This window comes from Sulfitobacter sp. 1A12779 (assembly GCF_043557315.1).
Taxonomy (GTDB): domain Bacteria; phylum Pseudomonadota; class Alphaproteobacteria; order Rhodobacterales; family Rhodobacteraceae; genus Sulfitobacter; species Sulfitobacter faviae.
In genome coordinates this window covers 471,122-489,559 of the sequence record NZ_JBIFFU010000001.1, presented here as the reverse complement: position 1 = coordinate 489,559, position 18,438 = coordinate 471,122, and the positions used below count along the sequence as shown (strand labels likewise).

19 protein-coding genes and 1 tRNA gene are annotated in these 18,438 nt (G+C 63.2%); 10 read left to right on the top strand and 10 right to left on the bottom strand.

Going from position 1 to position 18,438, the window contains the following annotated elements:
* Positions 1 to 90: 90 nt before the first annotated feature.
* Positions 91 to 765 (bottom strand): hypothetical protein, encoded by a 675-nt coding sequence (locus ACGYLQ_RS02435; RefSeq protein WP_394440181.1) that lies wholly within the window; start codon positions 763 to 765, stop codon positions 91 to 93.
* 232 nt (positions 766 to 997) lie between these two features.
* Between ACGYLQ_RS02435 and ACGYLQ_RS02430 the strand changes: the two genes are divergently transcribed.
* On the top strand, positions 998 to 1,807 hold the full coding sequence (locus tag ACGYLQ_RS02430; protein WP_271688345.1) for a division plane positioning ATPase MipZ: 810 nt from the start codon (positions 998 to 1,000) through the stop codon (positions 1,805 to 1,807).
* A gap of 2 nt (positions 1,808 to 1,809) precedes the next feature.
* On the opposite strand, the gene ACGYLQ_RS02425 is transcribed toward ACGYLQ_RS02430, so the two are convergent.
* A complete protein-coding gene (locus tag ACGYLQ_RS02425) occupies positions 1,810 to 2,694 on the bottom strand; it encodes a DMT family transporter (protein ID WP_394411303.1) in 885 nt (294 codons plus the stop codon).
* A 26-nt stretch (positions 2,695 to 2,720) separates the two neighbouring features.
* Positions 2,721 to 3,170, bottom strand: a complete 450-nt coding sequence (locus ACGYLQ_RS02420) for a MarR family winged helix-turn-helix transcriptional regulator (protein WP_067268636.1) — start codon at positions 3,168 to 3,170, stop codon at positions 2,721 to 2,723.
* A gap of 66 nt (positions 3,171 to 3,236) precedes the next feature.
* Here ACGYLQ_RS02420 and hmgA point away from each other — a divergent pair, with 66 nt between their 5' ends.
* From hmgA to ACGYLQ_RS02385, 7 genes are all read left to right on the top strand, one after another.
* Positions 3,237 to 4,598, top strand: coding sequence for a homogentisate 1,2-dioxygenase (gene hmgA, locus ACGYLQ_RS02415; protein WP_394440179.1), 1,362 nt, complete (start codon positions 3,237 to 3,239; stop codon positions 4,596 to 4,598).
* Between the two features lie 20 nt (positions 4,599 to 4,618).
* Positions 4,619 to 5,872 carry a fumarylacetoacetase gene (gene fahA / locus ACGYLQ_RS02410; protein ID WP_394440177.1) on the top strand — a complete coding sequence of 418 codons (1,254 nt, stop codon included), beginning with the start codon at positions 4,619 to 4,621 and terminating at the stop codon, positions 5,870 to 5,872.
* A gap of 46 nt (positions 5,873 to 5,918) precedes the next feature.
* Positions 5,919 to 6,869: an MBL fold metallo-hydrolase gene (locus tag ACGYLQ_RS02405; RefSeq protein ID WP_394440175.1), complete on the top strand. Its 951-nt coding sequence runs from the start codon at positions 5,919 to 5,921 to the stop codon at positions 6,867 to 6,869.
* On the top strand, positions 6,869 to 7,123 hold the full coding sequence (locus ACGYLQ_RS02400; RefSeq protein ID WP_394440173.1) for a hypothetical protein: 255 nt from the start codon (positions 6,869 to 6,871) through the stop codon (positions 7,121 to 7,123). The genes ACGYLQ_RS02405 and ACGYLQ_RS02400 overlap by 1 nt, the downstream gene beginning before the upstream one ends.
* 10 nt (positions 7,124 to 7,133) lie before the next feature.
* Entirely contained in the window at positions 7,134 to 8,741 is a 1,608-nt protein-coding gene (locus ACGYLQ_RS02395) for an FAD-dependent oxidoreductase (RefSeq protein ID WP_394440171.1), read from the top strand.
* Complete coding sequence (locus ACGYLQ_RS02390) at positions 8,738 to 8,926, top strand: DUF2783 domain-containing protein (protein WP_394440169.1); 189 nt, start codon at positions 8,738 to 8,740, stop codon at positions 8,924 to 8,926. Before ACGYLQ_RS02395 ends, ACGYLQ_RS02390 begins: the two co-directional genes overlap by 4 nt.
* Positions 8,927 to 9,161: 235 nt before the next feature.
* Entirely contained in the window at positions 9,162 to 10,841 is a 1,680-nt protein-coding gene (locus ACGYLQ_RS02385; protein ID WP_394440167.1) for an ABC transporter substrate-binding protein, read from the top strand.
* A gap of 68 nt (positions 10,842 to 10,909) precedes the next feature.
* Here ACGYLQ_RS02385 and ACGYLQ_RS02380 read toward each other — a convergent pair whose 3' ends face one another.
* From ACGYLQ_RS02380 to clpS, 7 genes are all read right to left on the bottom strand, one after another.
* Positions 10,910 to 11,845, bottom strand: coding sequence for an acetamidase/formamidase family protein (locus ACGYLQ_RS02380; RefSeq protein ID WP_394440165.1), 936 nt, complete (start codon positions 11,843 to 11,845; stop codon positions 10,910 to 10,912).
* Positions 11,842 to 12,810, bottom strand: coding sequence for a Gfo/Idh/MocA family protein (locus ACGYLQ_RS02375; protein WP_394440163.1), 969 nt, complete (start codon positions 12,808 to 12,810; stop codon positions 11,842 to 11,844). Before ACGYLQ_RS02375 ends, ACGYLQ_RS02380 begins: the two co-directional genes overlap by 4 nt.
* A 75-nt stretch (positions 12,811 to 12,885) precedes the next feature.
* Positions 12,886 to 13,317 (bottom strand): thioesterase family protein, encoded by a 432-nt coding sequence (locus ACGYLQ_RS02370; RefSeq protein ID WP_067268618.1) that lies wholly within the window; start codon positions 13,315 to 13,317, stop codon positions 12,886 to 12,888.
* A gap of 136 nt (positions 13,318 to 13,453) precedes the next feature.
* Positions 13,454 to 13,530 (bottom strand) — tRNA-Met (locus ACGYLQ_RS02365).
* 89 nt (positions 13,531 to 13,619) lie between these two features.
* Positions 13,620 to 14,420 (bottom strand): SDR family NAD(P)-dependent oxidoreductase, encoded by an 801-nt coding sequence (locus ACGYLQ_RS02360; RefSeq protein WP_067268615.1) that lies wholly within the window; start codon positions 14,418 to 14,420, stop codon positions 13,620 to 13,622.
* A gap of 19 nt (positions 14,421 to 14,439) precedes the next feature.
* The gene (locus ACGYLQ_RS02355; protein WP_394440161.1) at positions 14,440 to 15,432 is read right to left on the bottom strand and encodes a class I SAM-dependent methyltransferase; all 993 of its coding nucleotides are present in this window, start codon (positions 15,430 to 15,432) and stop codon (positions 14,440 to 14,442) included.
* Positions 15,433 to 15,435: 3 nt separating this feature from the next.
* Positions 15,436 to 15,759 carry an ATP-dependent Clp protease adapter ClpS gene (gene clpS / locus ACGYLQ_RS02350; protein WP_394440249.1) on the bottom strand — a complete coding sequence of 108 codons (324 nt, stop codon included), beginning with the start codon at positions 15,757 to 15,759 and terminating at the stop codon, positions 15,436 to 15,438.
* A 156-nt stretch (positions 15,760 to 15,915) separates the two neighbouring features.
* Between clpS and ACGYLQ_RS02345 the strand changes: the two genes are divergently transcribed.
* Together ACGYLQ_RS02345 and ACGYLQ_RS02340 are read left to right on the top strand one after the other, a co-directional pair.
* Positions 15,916 to 16,623, top strand: a complete 708-nt coding sequence (locus tag ACGYLQ_RS02345) for an HAD family hydrolase (RefSeq protein ID WP_209216544.1) — start codon at positions 15,916 to 15,918, stop codon at positions 16,621 to 16,623.
* Between the two features lie 263 nt (positions 16,624 to 16,886).
* The gene (locus ACGYLQ_RS02340) at positions 16,887 to 18,350 is read left to right on the top strand and encodes a D-alanyl-D-alanine carboxypeptidase family protein (RefSeq protein ID WP_394440159.1); all 1,464 of its coding nucleotides are present in this window, start codon (positions 16,887 to 16,889) and stop codon (positions 18,348 to 18,350) included.
* Positions 18,351 to 18,438 lie beyond the last annotated feature (88 nt).

The window sequence follows — 18,438 nt, the reverse complement described above, 5'->3', positions numbered from 1 at the left end:
GTGCGGCAAGCGGTGTGGAGGTATTTTTAAAAGGATGAAGTTAAGGGGTATGCGTGCCGGTGGGGGCCGGCGCGCATGGGGGAGGCCGAGTTAGAGGCGGCGTTCTTGTAGGGCGGCTTGGGCGCCGTAGCCGTGCAGGTGGGACAGCACCGCGCCATAGGCGATCAGCAGATAGGCGAGCAGTTCCGTGCCCTCTTGGACGGTGGTTTTGATTTGCGGGTCATAGGCGGCGCCCATGACGGCCTCCCACAGGGCGCCGGTGCCGAAAATCCGCGAAAAGAAGAGCAGCAGCACCACGCCGATATAGACGAAAGTGGCGGAGCGGGATTGCAGGTGGTGCAGCATGGGCAGCAGCGTGGTGCCGCGATTGCGCCATGCGATGAAGCTGCCCACTGCCAGTGTCACGAGGGCGGGGTAGATCCAGAACCCGTGTTGAATGCGGTCGAGCGCGGCGTCATATTCGCGCAGGAACATGCAGGCGAAGAGCGTGGCCGCCAGCGTGAGATACCCCCGCATGCCCACATGTTGATAAGCGCCCATCATGAAAATCCCAGCCGCGATGGCCAGCAGGGTGTTGTGCATATGTTCGGTCAGCGAATCTTCGGTGACGCCCTCGCCCAGAACGGCCGTATCGAGGTAGACCGTCACAGGCACAAGCGCCACCAGCAGGCAAACCAGCGCGAATTCCGCGATCACCATGCCAAGAGACGGCAGCACGCCGCGGGCAGTTATTGGTTTCGATGTGGTGGGGTGGTGATCTGGCATGGGGGAGGCCTTGCTTGAGCGGTTCGTTGGGGTGCGCGGGCGCGGTAAGGCGCGGTGTTACACGGCACCTTGAGCGGTGAAAATAGCGCAAATGTGCGCGATGTCCAAACGCGGCAGGGCTGCCACGGTCGGCTGAACAAGCGGCCTCGCCACTTTCCAAAGGCGTGAACCCTACATATAGTGCGGCTCAACAATATCCTGCCTTGAAGGGCAGGCGCGAAGGGACAGCAGTATGGCGCATATTATCGTCGTCGGTAACGAAAAAGGCGGCGCGGGCAAATCGACCGTTTCCATGCATGTGGCGACGGCCTTGGCGCGGCTTGGCCATAAGGTCAGCGGGCTGGACCTCGACCTGCGGCAACGGACCTTTGGGCGCTATATCGAGAACCGCCGGGCCTTCATGCGCGAGTCCGGCCTGACGCTGGCCAGTCCGACGCTTTGCGAATTGCCGGATGTGGAGGCCAGCAGCCTGCGCCCCGGCGAGAACATGTATGATCATCGCCTGAGCGCCGCCGTGGCCGCGCTGGAGCCAGACAATGATTTCATTCTGATTGACTGCCCCGGCTCGCACACGCGGCTCAGTCAGGTGGCCCATTCGCTGGCGGACACATTGATCACGCCGCTGAACGACAGTTTCATCGACTTTGATCTTTTGGCCCATATCGATGCCAATGGCGAAAAGATCACCGGCCCCTCCGTCTATTCCGAGATGGTTTGGAACGCGCGGCAGCTCAGGGCGCAGGCCGGGCTGTCGGCGATCGATTGGATCGTGGTGCGCAACCGTTTGGGGGCGCAACGCATGGTCAACAAGGAAAAGATGGAGCGCGCGATCAACAACCTCAGCAAGCGGATCGGGTTCCGCACCGCGCCGGGGTTCAATGAGCGGGTGATTTTTCGGGAGCTTTTCCCGCGCGGTCTGACCTTGCTGGACCTCAAGGATATCGGGGTGAAACAGCTCAATATCTCGAACATCGCCGCGCGGCAGGAGTTGCGTGAGTTGATCAAGGCGTTGGAGTTGCCGGGCGTCAGCCCCGACTTTTGATCCTAGTGGCGCGGCAGTGGGGGCACGACGCGGCGGCGGCGCGACAGGGCGATGAGGTTCGACAGAAACAGCGCGCCCACGACGATCCCCCCGCCGATCAACGCATAGATCCCGGGGTCTTCGCCCAGCACCGCCCAGACCAGCAGCGGCGCCAGCACGGATTCCAACAAAACGAGCAGGCCCACTTCGGCGCTTGAAATATAGCGCGGGCCAAGCGCGATGAGCCCGGCGCTGGCAGCCATGAACGCCGCGTAGAGCAGCATCTGCGGCAGTTCTGCGGTGGGCATGTGCAGCGGCTGCGCCACGGGCAGCAGCACCGCCCCGGCCAGCAGATAGGCCAACGCTACCGCTGGCACCATCGACACCGCGCGCGCGTGGCGCGCCGCTGTCAGCGCTCCGGCGAAGATGGCCGAGATCGACAGGGCCAGCAGATCGCCCGCGCGCGAGGCATTCTCGGTCTCGCCCGAGCCGAAGGCGATCACGGCCAAGCCAGCGAGCACCGCCGCGATGGTAAAGAACATGCGGCGGCTGATCGGCTCGCCCAGAAAGACCCGGCTATAGATCGCGGCAAAGACCGGCAGCGAGGCGAGGATGAAGACCACATTCGCGACCGAGGTCAGGCGCACGGCCAGCACGAAGCCGACCCCGGCGCAGGCCACGCCGCCGATGTAGATCGCGCTCGCCCATCCGGCGCGGCTGAGGGCGCGGAAGGGAGCGGTGCCTTGGGCCAGCAGCAGGCCCGCGCCAATCGCCATGCCCACGAGGGTCACCTTCCAAAAGGCGAGCGTCAGCATCGGCGCGTCGATGACGCGCACGAAAAGCGCTTCGGGAACGATGCACATCACCCCAAGAAAGGTGAGCAAGAGGCCTTTGGTCTGATCGGTCATGCGCCATCGGTGGCGGTTTCCACGGGCTAAGTAAAGCCCCCCTGCCCCACATCCGACAGCTTGAGCAGCGCCCGCCGCAGCACCGCCGCCTCGGCAGGGTCGAGCGCATCCATCAGCGCGGCATTGTAGCGCTGCGCCACGGCGCGCAGATCGTCATAGGCCGCTTGGCCCTGCCGGGTCAGCGACAGATGCTCCACCCGCCGATCCTCTGGGTCACGGCTGCGGGTGACGAAGCGCCGTTCGGTCAGGCGGTGCACGGCGCGGCTGATCTTGGTCTTATGCATCCGCGCGCGCTGGCCGATCTCGCTCGCCGTGAGTTGCCCGTATAGGCCGAGGTGGAACAAGACCCGCCATTCGGTGCGCAACATGCCATAGCGGCTTTTGTAGATCTGCTGAAACTCAAGCGATGACGCCTCCGCCGCTTGGTTCAGCAGGTAGGGCAGAAAATACTGAAGCTGAAAGTCACCGTCCGCCATGCTGCGCCGCTTGTTAGTTACAAATCCAACTATTACGCTTGTAACAGATTCTGCAAGGGGGCACAGATGACCAACCAGTCCAAGCCATCGACGATGACAACCGCGGCCACCACATCGGGCACGCATCCGGGCTATATGCCGGGTTTCGGCAATGATTTCGAAACCGAAGCCCTGCCCGGCGCCCTGCCGCAGGGCATGAACTCCCCGCAGAAATGCAACTACGGGCTTTATGGCGAACAGCTTTCCGGCACGGCTTTTACCGCGCCCTCTCATCAGAACGAGCGTACATGGTGCTACCGCATCCGGCCCTCGGTCAAACATTCGTCGCGCTACACGCGGATCGACCTGCCCTATTGGAAGTCCGCACCGCATCAGCCGCAGGATGTAACCAGCCTTGGCCAATACCGTTGGGATCCGGCGCCCCATTCCGACACGCCGCTGACTTGGCTGACCGGCATGCGCACGATGACCACGGCGGGGGATGTGAACACCCAAGTCGGCATGGCAAGCCATATCTATCTGGTGACCGAAAGCATGGTGGACAGCTATTTCTACTCTGCCGACAGCGAGCTTTTGATCGTCCCGCAGGAGGGCAGCTTGCGCTTTTGCACCGAGTTGGGTGTCATGGACATCGCCCCGCAGGAGATCGCCATCATTCCGCGCGGGCTGGTCTACCGTGTCGAAGTGCTGGACGGCCCCGCGCGCGGCTTTGTCTGTGAGAACTACGGCCAGAAGTTCCACATGCCCGCGCGCGGCCCGATTGGCGCCAACTGCATGGCGAACCCGCGTGACTTCAAGACCCCCGTGGCGGCTTTTGAGGACCGCGAGGTGCCCTCGACCGTCACCATCAAGTGGTGCGGCCAGTTCCATGAGACCAAGATCGGGCATTCGCCGCTCGACGTGGTGGCATGGCACGGCAATTACGCGCCGGTGAAATACGACCTCAACACCTATTGCCCGGTGGGCGCGGTGCTGTTCGACCACCCCGACCCGTCAATCTTCACCGTGCTGACCGCGCCTTCGGGCGTGGAGGGCACGGCGAACATCGACTTCGTGCTGTTCCGTGACCGTTGGATGGTGGCTGAGGATACATTCCGCCCGCCGTGGTATCACAAGAACATCATGTCCGAACTGATGGGCAATATCCACGGCCAGTACGACGCCAAGCCCAAGGGCTTCGTTCCCGGCGGCATGAGCCTGCACAATATGATGCTGCCGCATGGGCCGGACCGGAACGCATTCGAGGGCGCGTCGAATGCCGAGTTGGCGCCCCATAAGCTCGACAACACAATGTCCTTCATGTTCGAGACCCGCTTCCCGCAGCATCTGACCGAATTCGCCGCCAAGGAAGCGCCGTTGCAGGACGATTACATCGATTGCTGGGAAAGCCTTGAGAAAAAGTTCGACGGCACCCCGGGCAAGAAGTGACCGCCCTCGAAAGGACCGCAATGACCCTGATGACCTCTTGGGTGGAAAGCGCCAATTCGGCCACCACCGATTTCCCGCTGAACAACCTGCCCTACGGCGTCTTTTCGACCAATCAGCTTGAGGCGCGCTGCGGCGTGGCCATCGGGGATATGATCCTCGACATGGCCGCGCTGGAGGAAGAGGGGCTGATCGCCCTCGCCGAAGAGCCGGTGTTCGATGTGCCCTATTGGAACGATGTGATGGACCTTGGCCCCACGGCTTGGGCCTCTTTGCGGTCCCGGCTGATCGAATTGCTCAGCGCCGATGCGCCGGATCAAGCCGCCGTTGCCCCTCATCTGGTGCCGATGGAGGCCGCGCAGTTGCACATGCCGATGATGGTTTCCGAATATACGGATTTCTACGCGGGCAAGCATCACGCCACGAATGTCGGCACCATGTTTCGCAGAGCCGAGAACGCGCTGCCGCCGAATTGGCTGCACATCCCCATCGGCTACAATGGCCGCGCTTCCACCGTCGTCGTCTCGGGGACCGAGATCACGCGGCCCAATGGCCAGTTGAAAGCCCCCGAAGCCGAAGCGCCGCATTTCGGCCCCTGTCAAAAACTCGATATCGAGTTGGAGATGGGCGCGATCGTCGGCACCTCGACCGAGATGGGCCAGCCGATCCGCATCATTGAGGCGGATGAGATGATCTTTGGCTATGTCTTGCTGAACGACTGGTCGGCGCGGGACATTCAGGCGTGGGAATACCAACCGCTCGGCCCCTTTCAGGCGAAAGCCTTCGCCACCTCGATCTCCCCGTGGATCGTGACCCGTGACGCGTTGGAGCCCTTTCGCACCCCGACGCCCGCGCGGGAGAAAGACCTGCTGCCCTACCTGCGCGAGAGCAAACCCGGCCTTTATGACATCGAGCTTTCCGTGATGCTCCAGCCCGAGGGCGGCGAGGCCGAGGAAATCGCCCGCACCAACTACCGCGAGATGTATTACTCCGCCGCGCAGCAGTTGACGCATCATGCCTCTTCGGGCTGCGCGATGAACGCGGGCGATCTTTTGGGTTCCGGCACGATCTCCGGCCCCGAAAAATCGCAACGCGGGTCGCTCTTGGAACTGTCATGGGGCGGCAAGGAGCCGATCACCCTCGCAGACGGCAGCACCCGCAGCTTTGTCGAAGACGGCGACACGCTGACCCTCACCGGCCACGCCCAGGGCGATGGCTTTCGCGTGGGTTTCGGCGCCTGCACCGGCAAGGTCCGCCCGGCAATCGACTTTTCCTGAACAACCCGCGCATCCGCGCTGGCGAAGCAAGACAGAAGGACAACACATGGCCAAGCAATTCGCATCACAAGGCGACATGACCGAAAAGGAAATCTCCTTTACCCAGGTGGGTGAGGGTCTCTACGCCTTCACCGCCGAGGGCGACCCGAACTCCGGCGTGATCATCGGCGACGACAGCGTGATGATCATCGAAGCACAGGCGACACCGCGACTGGCGAATAAGGTCATCGAATGCGTCCGCTCGGTCACCGACAAGCCGATCAGCCATCTGGTGCTGACCCATTACCACGCCGTGCGTGTGCTCGGGGCGTCGGCCTTCGGTGCCTCGCAGATCATCATGTCTGAGAAGGCCCGCGCCATGGTCGCCGAACGCGGGCAAGAGGATTGGGACAGCGAATTCGAGCGGTTTCCCCGTCTCTTCGAAGGTCATGAGAGCATCCCCGGCCTGACGTGGCCCACCACCACCTTCAACGGACGGATGAGCGTCTATCTCGGCAAACGCCGGGTCGATATCATGCAGTTGGGCCGCGCCCATACGGCGGGCGACGCGGTGATCTATGTGCCGGACCAGAACGTCATGTTCACCGGCGACATCGTCGAGTATCACTCCGCCTGCTACTGCGGCGATGGGCATTTCCACGACTGGCCCGAGACGCTGGAACGCATCCGCGCCTTCGACCTCGACGCCATCGCGCCGGGCCGGGGCGACGCGCTGGTGGGGCGCGACATGGTCAATGCCGCGATCGACAGCACCGCAGACTTCGTCCGCTCTACCTACCGCCCGGCGGCCCGCGTGGCTCTGCGTGGCGGCACCTTGAAAGAGGCATGGGACGCCGTGCGCACCGAATGCGACCCCAAGTTCGGCGACTATGCGATCTATGAGCACTGCCTGCCCTTCAACGTCGCCCGCGCCTATGACGAGGCGCTGGACATCGATACGCCGCGCATCTGGACGGCGGCGCGCGACAAAGAGATGTGGGAGGCGCTGTCGGACTGATGTCCCTGCCCGCGCTTCTTCCCGCCCTGATCGCTCTGGCGCTGGCGCTCTGGTTCTATCTGGTCTTCGCGCTGGTAATGGAGCACCGCCGCCACGCGGCCCGCCGAAGTGGGCAGCCCTACGCCGGGCTGCGCGATGCGGCGCAGGTTTGGTCAAAGATGCTGCGCGCGCCCGAATACCGCGGTGCGCGCCGCCGGGTGGCACTGGTGACGCTGGCCTTGCTGGCCCTGCTGCTCCTGCGCGTCTTTCTCTGAGGATACCGCCATGGCCTATGCCTACACCCCCTTCCCCTACAGCCCCCCACCCGGCCTGACCGCGCCCGAGCCGCGGCATCCGGTGGTGATCATAGGCGCTGGCCCTATCGGCCTGTCGATGGCCGTGGACTTGGCCCTGCGCGGGGTCAGATCGGTCGTGTTGGATGACAACAACGTCGTCTCCCTCGGCTCGCGCGCGATTTGCTGGGCGAAACGGACGCTGGAGATTTTCGACAGGCTCGGCATCGGCGAGCGGATGCTGGAAAAGGGCGTGACGTGGAAAGTGGGCCGCCAGTTTCACGGGGAACAGGAGGTCTATAACTTCGACCTGCTGCCCGAGCCGGGGCATAAATATCCGGCCTTCGTGAACCTTCAGCAATATTACGTTGAAGAGTATCTCATTGAACGCGCGCAGGAGTTCCCCGACCTGATCGACCTTCGCTTTCTCAACAAGGTCACCGATCACAAGGGCCACGCCGACCATGTTGAGCTGACGATCGAGACGCCGGATGGCCCCTACCAACTGGAAACCGACTGGTACATCGCCTGCGATGGCGCGGGCTCGGCCACGCGCAAACGGATGAACCTGCCCTTCGAAGGGCAGACCTTTGACGAACATTTCCTCATCGCCGATGTGGAGATGGAGACCTCCCCCTTCGGCGACCATGACACGCCCGAGCGGTGGTTTTGGTTCGCCCCACCCTTTCATAATGGCCAATCCGCGCTGCTGCACAAACAGCCCGACAACATCTACCGCATCGACCTGCAACTGGGGCCAGAGACCGACCCAAAAGCCGAAGTGACCAAAGAGAAAGTCGTCCCGCGGCTGAGACAGATGCTGGGCGATGCGCCGTTCCGGCTGGATTGGATGAGCGTCTATAAGTTCCGCTGTGCGCGGCTGGAGAGGTTCGTGCATGATCGGGTCGTCTTTGTCGGTGACAGCGCCCATGTGGTCAGCCCCTTCGGAGCGCGGGGCGGCAATGGCGGGGTGCAGGATGTCGACAACCTTGGCTGGAAACTGGCCGCTGTGGTGCAGGGCGATGCGCCGCCAAGCCTGATCGAGAGCTATGACATCGAACGCGGCCATGGCGCGGATGAGAACATGCGCAACTCCGCCCGCGCGACCAATTTCATGACGCCGAAATCCCCCATCGAGACCCTGTTTCGCAACGAAGTGCTGACCCTCGCAGCAAAGCACCCATTCGCGCGCAAACTGATCAACTCAGGCCGGTTGTCGCAGCCCTGTACGCTGGCCCATAGCCCGCTGCAAACCGCAGGCGATGCGCCCCTGCGCCCCGGCAGCGCATTGATCGACGCGCCATTGGCCGGGCCTGCGGGGGATTGCTGGCTGCTGGGCGCGGTTCAGGGCCAGTTCACCCTCCTCGCCGTGGGAGCGATCACCGCCCCCGATATCCCCGGCGTCGCCCGGATCGGCATCGACCAATCACATGACGCCTACCCCTGTTTTCAGGGCAAGGACGGCCACGCGCAGCGGCGCTATGGCAGCGGGTTCCTCTATCTGCTGCGCCCCGATGGACATGTCTGCTCCGTCTTCGACCAGCCCGACAGCGCCGCGATTGCCCGCGCCTTTGACCGTGCGAAAGGAGCCACCGCATGATCCTCGAAGACAACCTCGGCGCCGAGGGCGACAGCGTCTATGCCGCCCTCATGGCCGCCCATGAAGGGCTGAACGAGGCGGAAAGCCACGCCCTAAATGCCCGATTGGTTCTGATGCTGGCCAATGAACTCGGCGACCCGGCGCGGCTTGCGGCGCTTTTCAAAGCCGCGCGCGATCTGGCCTAACCCGCCAGCCTCACAGCACTTTTCCCCCATGCCCGCGCTTGCCGGGCCGCTTTCCTGCGCTAGCTTGCTGCTCAACTTCCCGCGACAGGCTTGACGCAACGCGCCTGATCGGCAGACTAAACACCCCGCGCCCACCTCAAGAGGCGACAAAAGCAGGTCAACTGCATCACCTGCCCCACCATAAAAGTGGGGATCCGCGATGGCCTTGGCCAACGCACCAACAGAGAGGAAAATCATGGAATTTTTGACACGCACCGGAAAACCGCTGCCGCAATCCGTGCTGACATCAGCCGAGAACGCCAAGAAAGACCCCGTCAGCAGACGCGAGTTTCTGGCGATTGCGAGCGCCTTCGGGGCCACGTCCGCCACAGCCTACGGGATGCTTGGCATGGCCGCGCCCGCGCGTGCGGCAGCCCATGCCAACCTCAAGGAAGGCGGCACCGTGCGGATGCAGATGGAGGTGCGTGCCCTGAAAGACCCGCGCACCTATGACTGGTCGCAGATCGCCAACTTCAGCCGCGGCTGGCTGGAATACCTCGCCATCTGGGAGAATGACGGCACCTTCACCCCCGGTCTGCTGGAAAGCTGGGAGATCAACGACGACGCCACCGAATACACGCTGAACGTCCGCAAGGGCGTGACATGGAACGACGGCACCGCCTTCACCGCGCAGGACGTGGCGCGCAACATCGAAGGCTGGTGCGACAAGTCGCTCGAAGGCAACTCCATGGCGGGCCGTTTCGCCACGCTAGTGGATGAGGAAACCGGCAAGGCCATCGAAGGCGCGATCGAGGTGGTGGACGACCACACCGTCAAGCTCACGCTGCCCAAATCCGACATCACGCTGATCCCCGGCATGGCCGACTACCCCGCCGCGATCACGCCCGAAGGGTTCGACCCCGACACGATGTTGGAAAACCCGAAAGGCACCGGCCCCTACCTGCCCGAGTCGCTCGAAGTTGGCGTCAAAAGCGTGCTGGTGAAGAACCCCGATCACACATGGTGGGGCAGTGAGGTCTTCGGCGGGCCCTATATCGACCGTCTGGAATATATCGACTACGGCACCGATCCTTCCGCATGGATCGCCGCGGCCGAAGCCGAAGAGGTTGACGCTTTCTACTCCATGGAAGGCGAATATATCGACGTGATGAGCACGCTCGACGGCTGGGTCGAGAATGAGATTGCCACGGCGGCGACCATCGTGATCCGCCCCAACCAATTGGCCGAAGTCGACGGCATGAAACCTTACGAGGACAAGCGCGTGCGCAACGCGCTGCAACTCGCGGTCGACAATGCCGTGCTGCTGGAACTGGGCTACGCCGGGCGCGGCCTCGTCGCCGAGAACCACCACGTCGGCCCGATGCACCCCGAATACGCCGAAGTCGAGCCGCCCAAGACCGACCCTGAAGCCGCCCGCGCGCTGATGGAAGAGGCGGGGATGGCCGATTACGAGCATGAGCTCTTCTCGATCGACGATGCATGGCGCAAAGACACCACCGATGCCGTGGCAGCCCAGCTGCGTGACGCGGGCATCAAGGTCAAACGCACCATCCTGCCCGGCTCGACCTTCTGGAACGACTGGGTGAAATATCCCTTCTCCTCCACCAACTGGAACGCGCGGCCCTTGGGCGTGCAGATCTGGGCGCTGGCCTATCGCTCGGGCGAGGCGTGGAACGAGTTCGGCTATGCGAGCCCCGAGTTCGACGCCCTGCTGTCAGAGGCGCTGGCCACGGCGGATGTCGAAGCGCGCCGCGAGATCATGGCGAAGGGTGAGAAGATGCTGCAAGACGATGGCGTCACGATCCAGCCCTACTGGCGCTCGCTCTACAACCACACCCGCGAGGGGCTGGTGGGTGCCGCGCATCACATCGGGTTCGAATATCACCCGGCGCGGATGGCTTGGGCGGAAGAGTGATCTGCCGCTAGCTAGACACGCAAAAGGGCCGCAGCGATGCGGCCCTTTTTCTTGGCGCAGAGGCTCAGTTAACCGCCGATCAACTCTTTCGCCATCATCATATGCACGCCCTTCTCGCGATTCACCGTCTGGGTGATCCGCAGATCGCCGGCCAGCGAACAGAGCACATAGGCATCCTCGCGGCTGATCCCCGCGCGGTCAGAGACCAATGCGATCATGTCGCGCAGGGCCATCTCCGCGCAGCGGTCGAGGTCGGGGGCCATGCCCATGGTAATCACATGGTTCGGCGTTTCGGCCTGCGGATAGCTGAGTGTGCGGTCCTTCAACACAGTCAGACGGAAGCGCCCCTGTAGCGCCGTCTCAATCGCCGTGACACAGACCTCCCCATCGCCCTGCGCGCCATGCCCGTCCCCGCAGGAAAACAGCGCCCCTTCGTTGAAGACCGGCAGGTAAAGCGTGCTGCCCGCCCCCAGTTCCTTGTTGTCCAGATTGCCCCCATGTTTGCGCGGCTCGATGGTGGCGATCCGGCCCCATTCGGGCGGCGGTGCCACGGCCATCACGCCAAAGAACGGGGCCAAGGGCAGTTCCAGCCCCCAAGGCAGCCGGGCGACGCCCCGCTCTGCATCCAGCGGGATATTGCTGTGATAGGTCTCGGGGAAATCCTGCGGCAGCGTGCCCGCCAGGGGGCGAATGAAGTTATACCCCCAGTCCTGCCGCAGCGCGACATCGAGGATTTCGACCTTCAGCACATCGCCGGGCATCGCGCCTTCGACGGCGACCGGCCCGGTCAGGATATGGCCCGGCATCGGCGGCGGGCCTGCCTTGTGGATGTCGTAGAGTTCGGGCGGCACATGGAAGCCCTCGGGCGGCAGGCAATTGGGCGCGCCTGAGACGGTGTTGATGATCACCTCTTCGCCGCTTTGGATGGTCAGCGCAGGCGGGCGGCTGGCCTCGAAATAGCCCCAATGGCAGGTCTCGGGCGAAGATTGCAGCGTGGCGGTCATGACTGCGCCCCCCGGTTGGCCAAGATGCCTTCGATCAGTTCTTGCACCCGCAGCGCTTCCTCTGGCGTGGCCAGACGGCTGGGCTTGCCCGCCATCAGCAGCGCCATGTCGTCAAGCTGCGCCTTGAGGCTGGTGGCGCGGGTGTCAGCGGGCGCGTCGCTGGTCGGCGCGAAATCCTCCCCGGTCGAGACGGTGTCGATGGAGAATTCCGAGATCCGGCGGCTGGCCTTCGCGCCTTTCACCGTCACTTCCTGCCGGTCTGGCTGCGCGCCGCCGACAGAACCGAGGATTGAAACCGGCAAGCCTTCGGCATTGATCAGCCGCGCCGCCACATGGGTTTCGCAAAGTTTGTCGTCGGGGTATTCCGCATGAGCCCATTGCAGGGTCAGCGGCCCCAGCACCCGCTCGCTCAGGAACAGGAAATGCGAGATCACCTCGCGCGTCATGCCCCCCTCAGCGGCAAAGCGCAGCCAATCGGCATCCACCTGCCACGCGCGGGGCCATGCCGGATAGGTCAAGATGATGTCGATGCCGCAAAGATCGCCAAGCGCGCCCTCTTTGATCGACCGCGTCAGATCGGTCAGCGCCGCCCCCGCCGCTTGGGTAAAGTTGACCGCCGCCGGAACGCCCGCGGCCTGCAACTCGGCCACCAAGGCGCGGCTCTCGGCAATGTCCACGCCAAGCGGTTTTTCGAGGAAGATCGCCTTGCCCGCCGCCGCGGCCTCAAGCGCATAGGCTTTGCGCGGCACCGGGGGGCAGGCGAGGTAAACGAGATCGACATCGGCCATCGCCTCGGACGCCGTGGCGGAGACAACCGCCTCCGGCGCGACCTCTTGCGCGGCGGCGCAGGCCGCGGGGTCGGGATCCCACATGGTGGTGACCGTGAAGTCAGGGTGCAGCACCATGTTCTCGGCCATGCGCCGGCCCATGATCCCCAATCCGATTACCGCAGTCCTGATCGTCATCTTCGTCTCCCTCAATGTGCTGCGCGATAAGACGCTGCAATCGGGGGAACTTCAACTGCTCGCGGCGCAATTGCCTCAGGCGAGGTCGGCGCGGACCAAAGGTTTGATCACACGAGCCAATTCTTCGGGCGCGGATTGGCTTTTGAACACATCCGCGATGGTAAAGACGCAGGTGAAAGACCCTTCGAAACACAGCACCCCATTCTGCCGCGCCTTCATGCCGAAGGTGATGGACTTATTGCCAAGCCGGGTCGGATAGGTTTCGCACATCAGCTTGTGCCGCGGGGTGACCGGGCTGCGAAAATCCATCGACAGGTTGACGAAAGGCGTGCCGATATTGCGGTCGATCTGAAGCTGAAACCAGCCGTCACCGTCGAAATGTGCCTCCCACCACGCGTTGATCGCGTCCAGCGCGAAATAGGGCAGCCGCGCGGTATAGGCGATCTGCGCCGGGTCACAATCGCCCCAAGTGACGTTGATCTCGTGAACGAAGTTTTCCGTGGTCATAAGGCTGCTTTCATCTGCTCAAACCCGCGCGGGGCATGGGCTATCTTCTATCCCTTCCAGCCCCATGCGCAACCCAAGCGCGGCGCGCACGCAGCAGCGCTGACGCCGGATGTTCATCTGAAACGAAGGGGGAGGATGGTGGCGTTACCTGGATTTGAACCAGGGACCTAACGATTATGAGTCGTTCGCTCTAACCAACTGAGCTATAACGCCGTGGCGCGTCGGATAAGGCAGCTTGGCATTGGGGTCAAGGGCGAAATCTGGATGATTTCACTTTTGCCGCAGAAAACTGCTGCCCGCCCTCAATGCGCGGGGGCCGAGACCACATCAAGCAGCGTGCGACCGCCGTCGATGGTCATGATCTCGCCGGTCATGAAGCCCGAACTTTCAGCGGCGAGGAATTGCACCGCCTCGCAAAGCTCATTCGGCCCGGCGATCCGGCCAAGCGGCGTATGCGCGCGGATGTCGTCGCGCCAGTCGCGATTCTCGGCCACGGCGGCGCGGAGGGACGCGCTCATCACCGAACCGAAAGAGATCGCATTCACCCGTATCCGATGCGGCGCCAGCACCAGCGCCAGAGAGCGGGTCATCTGCTGCACCGCCGCCGAGGCGATGGCATAGCCCATCATATCCGGCTGGTGGCGCTGTGCCGCGATGGAGCTAAGGTTGATGATCGACCCCACCTGCCCCTCAGTCTGGCCCTCGGCCTGTTTGATCATCCGCCGCGCCACCTGCTGTGACAGTTGCAGCGCCGTCATCAGGTTTTGCTGCAACAGCGTCTCGACCGAGCCATCCTCCACATCCAGCGGGTCGGTAGGCATCACCTGCCGCGAGGCATTCACGAGGATATCGACCTGATCGTAAGCGTCGATCGTGGCCGAGACGAGGTTGGCGATGGTCAGCCGCTGGCGCAGATCACCGGCAAAGACGCGGATATTGCCGTCGTCCGGCGTGTCGCCCAGCTCTTCCATGAGCTTTTTCTCGTTGGAATCGGCGCACATCACATTGGCGCCCCGGTCGGCCAGATGCCGCGCGATGGCAAGGCCGATCCCGTCCGCCGCGCCGGTGATGATGGCTGTTTTACCAGAGATCGAGAATGACATCGGGATACCCCCTTTAGGCTCAGCGGCGCCGGGTCAGCGGGCGTGTGGCGTGGAACAGTTTGAACCGCGCATCGCCTCCAAGCTCGGCCACCTGAGCAAAGCGTTTCTTCAGTTCCGCCTCATAGGGCAGATGCCGGTTGGCCACCATCCACAGATCGCCCTGCCCCGAGAGGATCCGCGCGGCACCGGCGACAAAGGCCTGACCGATCTGCGGCTCGGCAGCGCGGCCTGTGTGGAAAGGCGGGTTCATCACCACGGTATCCATCCGGTGCGGGGGCTGCCATTCGGTGGCATCCTCCCAATGGAACACGGCGCGGTCATCGGTCACGTTATGGCGCGCACATTCCAACGCCATATGCCCAGCCTCGACCAAATGCACCGTCTTCACCTTAGGCCGCGTCAAAACATGCGCCGAAAGGAACCCCCAGCCCGCCCCCAGATCGGCCACTTCGGCCCCGAGGTTATCGGGCAGCACATCCACCAAAAGCGCCGAGGCCAGATCGACCCCATCGGCAGAGAACACCCCCGGCGCGGTCCAAAAGCCGCCTTCCGTCTGGGCCGGGCCAGCCTCCCAATCCGTGAAAAAATCGCTCGCGCCCGCGTCGATCCAGTAAAGCTTGCCATGCGCCTTGGAGATCGGCCCCTGCACCGTCACCCGCGCCCGCATCTCGCGCAGGATGGAATCCGCGCCATCGGTCTTTTGCCCGTCAACCACCACCGGCCCATCGCTCACAGCACAAGCTTGAGCGACCAAAGCGCGGGCCTCATGTTTGGCGCGCGGCAGACAGACGATGGCGGCAGCATAGCGCCCCTCGATCGAATGCGCCGCCTCATAGCCCCGCGCCGTCCACGCGTCATAGGCAGGTTTGAAATCGTGAATGATCTTGCAACGCTCGGGCGGAAGACCGGCCAGATCCGCATCCACGGGGGGCTGAAAAACAGCGATCACCCCAGTTTCGGGCAGGGCTAGCCCACCGCCGTTCAGGGCCAGTTCCAGTCGCGGATCAATCACGTGTTATTCTTCTTTTTCCATGGTGCATTGTAGCGGATGCTGGTGACGCCGGGCAAAATCCATCACCTGTGCCACTTTCGTCTCCGCGATCTCGTGGCTGAAGACGCCAACCACGGCCAGCCCCTTCTTGTGAACCGTCAACATGATCTCGAACGCCTGCGCGTGGTTCAGGCCAAAGAAACGTTCCAAAACATGCACCACGAATTCCATCGGGGTGAAATCGTCGTTCAGCAACATCACCTTGTAGAGCGGCGGGCGTTTGGTCTTGGGGCGAGTCTTGGTCAACAGCTCGCTGTCGTCGTCATCCTTGGGGCGGTCGGCCATCATCCACGCGCCCGGCGCGGACCGGCCTGCGGGCTGGATCGTCCAATCTGCTTTCACGTCGTCACGGTGCATTGCTGCTCCTGCGGCTGGGGGTAGAGCTTGTTCGTCGTGCAGCCGTCTATATAGCCCCTGAACCAATTTAGGAAAGAGGCAGCACATATGGGCGGGGCACTCACCACTATCGGTTTCGATGCGGATGACACATTGTGGCATAATGAACGCTACTTTGCACTCTCTCACGACCGTTTTGCAGCCCTTCTCGCCGAACATAGTGAACGCGACCACCTGATGGCCCGGCTGCTGGAGGCCGAACGGCGCAATCTGCCGCATTACGGCTATGGGATCAAAGGCTTCACCCTGTCGATGATCGAAACCGCGATCGAGGTGACCGAGGGCAAAGTCCCCGCCGAGGTGATCAGCGATCTGCTTGCCGCCGGGCGTGACATGCTGGACCACCCCATCGAATTGCTGCCCCATGTCGAAGACGTGCTGGAAAACCTGCGCGGCGACTACCGGCTCATCGTGGTGACCAAAGGCGACCTGCTAGACCAAGAGCGCAAACTGGCCCAATCGGGCCTGCGCGACAGGTTCGACGCGGTCGAAATCGTCTCTCACAAGACCGAAGCCGCTTATCGCCACATTTTTGAGCAGCACGGCCAAGGTGCCGAACGGGGGCTGATGGTCGGCAACTCGATGGCCTCCGACGTGCGCCCGATGATCGCGGCAGGCGGCTGGGGCGTCTATGTGCCTCACGACCTCACATGGGCAATGGAACATGCCGAAGCGCCAACCAATTCCCCCCGTTTCGCCGAGATCAGCGACCTCTCAGGCCTCCCAGAAACGATCGAAAAGATCGTGTCGGGGTGACTCGCCCCCGCGCCTGAGTCGTTCTGACACATCGCCGAAAATGCCGCACTGCGGGCCAATTTCCGCCCAATTCTTGCCTTATTCGCGCTTATAGTGGGTTGATGTGTGCAAGCCTCTACATATTGGAGGAGAGATCCGCCCCTTTTTCCCCTGTTCACTGGATTCGACGGCTTCCGCGATGCGGCGTCCTATGCTAGCCTTGAACCAATTAATAAATGGTCAGCCAGAAATCGGCGACCTGAGGCAGTAAAAGGCAGGCAAATATGAAGGCTCGGCGCATTCAGCCGGCCCGTTACGGGCTATTTCTATTCGCAGCACTCTGGGTTCTGGTTCTCCTGCCCCTCAGCGCGATCGCTGCCCCCTACGCCGCCTATGTCATCGACGCTCGCACCGGCAAAGAAATCCACGCCGAGAATGCCGACACCCGCCTGCACCCGGCTTCCCTGACCAAGATGATGACCCTCTATATCGCCTTCCAAGCGGTGGAACGGGGGGAAATCTCTCTCGATACCCAAGTGACGATCTCGAAAAACGCAGCCTCCGAGCCGCCCAGCAAATTGGGCATGCGCCCGGGCCAAAAGATCGCTCTGCGCTACCTCATCCGCGCCGCCGCCGTGAAATCCGCCAATGATGCCGCCACCGCGATCGGCGAGGCCATCGGCGGTTCTGAGGCCGCCTTCGCCCGCCGGATGAACCGCACCGCCAAACAGCTTGGCATGACGCGCACCACGTTCAAAAACATGCACGGCCTGACCGAGAGCGGCCACCTCTCCACCGCCCGCGACATGACACGCATGGGCCGCCACCTGCTCTATGATTACCCGCAATACTACAACCTCTTCTCGCGCATCACCGCCGATGCGGGCGTGCGCAAGGTCTCCCATACGAATCGCCGGTTTCTGGGGTCCTACAAAGGGGCGGACGGCATCAAGACCGGCTACACCCGCGCCGCCGGCTTCAACCTCACCGCCTCGGCCGAACGGGGCAATGAGCGCATCATCGTGACCGTCTTCGGCGGCAAATCCACCGCCTCGCGCAACGCCAAAGTGGCCGAGCTTATGGACCTCGGCTTCCGCCGCGCGCCGTCTTCCGCGCCGCTGCGCAAACCGGTCCCACCCGTCTATGCCGATGTGGAAACCGCCCCCGGCGCCGCTGGCAAAACGATCCGCCTCGTCGGCGCCGTCACCACCTCCAAACGCCCGCAACTGCGCCCCCGCAGCGATGTCGTGGTCGTGGCCACCGCCGCCGCGCCCGAAGCAACCAGCGTGGTCTCCAACAGCGATATCACCGCAGCGCTGCGCGAAGCGGTTGAAACGGCACCAACCCCGACCGCCGCCGCGCCCACCCCAGAGGCCAAGGAGGCCGAGGTCGTCATCGCCGCCGCCAAAGTCTCCCCGCGCCCCGAACCGCGCCCCAAAGATGTGACGCTGGCGGTACAACAGGCGGTAGAGCAAGAGATCGTGACCCGCGTCTCCACCTCCGGCGGGCGCCACTGGGGCGTGAACGTGGGCCGTTTCCCCAGCCGCTACGCCGCCGAGAAGGTCCTGCTGAAAACCGCACTGGCCGAAATGTCGACCCTCGACGGCACGCTGCGCAAAGTCGTGCGCCGCCCACAAGGCTTTGACGCGAACTTCCTCGGCATGTCCCGCGAAAGCGCCGACCTCGCCTGCCGCCGTCTGGCCGCGCGCAACGTCAGCTGCTTCATGATCGGCCCCAGCGAAGGCTAAACCACCACCGGGACGGCCAAAGCGCCGCCCAAACCATCTTCATCCTTTTAAAAATACCGCGGGGGAATCGCGCCCCCGGCGCGATGGG